This is a genomic window from Streptomyces sp. SPB074 (genome assembly GCF_000154905.1).
GTDB lineage: Bacteria > Actinomycetota > Actinomycetes > Streptomycetales > Streptomycetaceae > Streptomyces.
Map to the genome: position 1 here is coordinate 4,024,933 of NZ_GG770539.1, position 1,266 is coordinate 4,026,198.

Sequence of the window (1,266 nt, forward strand, 5' to 3'; positions counted from 1 at the left end):
ATCCCGCCGTACGGGCGGTGCGCCGCTCGGGTGCGGTGCGTACGAGCTGGCACGGCGGCGTGGACGACGAGGAGCGCGAGGACTGGTCGCACCGCCACCGCTGGCCGCGCGAGACCGAGCACGCGCTGTGCGCCGTCCTGCGCAGTCGCGGTCTCACGCTCGGTGTCGTGACGTTTCTGCGCGGCCCGGGCCGCCACGCCTTCGACCGCTCCGACGCCCAGTACGCGGAATCCGTCGGCCTGCGCGTCGCGGGCGCCGTCGATCTCGCCCGCCTCCTCGCCCCCGGCCCCCGCACCGGCCAGGAGCCGTACGCGAGCCACGAGCCGTACGGGGAGTGAGGCGCGGCCCACGGACGACGGGCGCGCGGCGGACAACACCAAGCCCCCGGCACCGGGCCGCCGGCACCAAGCCCCCGGCACCGGGCCCCGCACGTTCCGCCGCCCGCGGCTCCCGCCCTCCCCGGCTCAGTGCTGGTAGTAGATCCGCTCCTTGTGCCGCGTGAAGATTTCCCCGTTCCACTCCCGGCCGCCCGGGACGTTCCCCGAGCGCAGCAGGGGTGGTTCGGTGCCGTCGGCGGCCAGGAGTGCCGCCGCCGTCGCGGTCGTGGCCTGGAGAAGAGCGCTGGTCACGGCGGTGGAGGCCGGGCCGAAGGGCGCGGCGATGCCGTCGCCGCTCAGTTCCGCGTCACCCACGGTGATCTTGTTGTCGAGCACGACGTCGCAGTGCTCGGCGAGGAAGGAGTTCCACGGGTTGTCCGGACGGCTCTGCCCGGCGTACGCGGCCGAGGTCACGCCGATGACCCGCAGCCCCTTCTCGCGGGCCCGCACCGCCATCTCGACCGGCAGGACGTTGCGTCCGGAGAGCGAGATGATCACGAGCAGGTCGCCGGCCGCCGCGGGCGACTGGTCGAGCACTGTCCCGGCGAGCCCCTCGACGCGTTCCAGCGCCGAACCGAGCGTCGCCGGCCGTACGTCCACGCCGAGCGTGCCCGGCACCGTGAGCAGGTTCACGAGCGCGAGACCACCGGCCTTGTAGACGAGGTCCTGCGCGATGAGCGAGGAGTGCCCGGCCCCGAAGGCGAAGATCCGGCCGCCCCCGGTCACGGTCGCGGCGAGCAGCCGCGCCGCCCGCTCGATCGCGCCGTCCGGCACGGCCTCCTCGTCCCGTACGCGCGCGAGGAGCGCGGTCACGGCGTCGAGATACCGGGCGCGCGGTGCCGGGCACGGGCCCCGCACCGGAGGACGCGCTCCCGGCCGCCGTGGGTGC

1 protein-coding gene and 1 pseudogene are annotated in these 1,266 nt (G+C 75.4%); one reads left to right on the plus strand and one right to left on the minus strand.

From position 1 onward, the window contains the following. Positions 1 to 338 (plus strand): annotated as a pseudogene (locus SSBG_RS16760) (diguanylate cyclase); the annotation flags it as partial. A 126-nt stretch (positions 339 to 464) separates the two neighbouring features. Here the strand turns inward: SSBG_RS16760 and SSBG_RS16765 are convergent. Further along, complete coding sequence (locus SSBG_RS16765; protein WP_008747287.1) at positions 465 to 1,235, minus strand: SIS domain-containing protein; 771 nt, start codon at positions 1,233 to 1,235, stop codon at positions 465 to 467. Positions 1,236 to 1,266 lie beyond the last annotated feature (31 nt).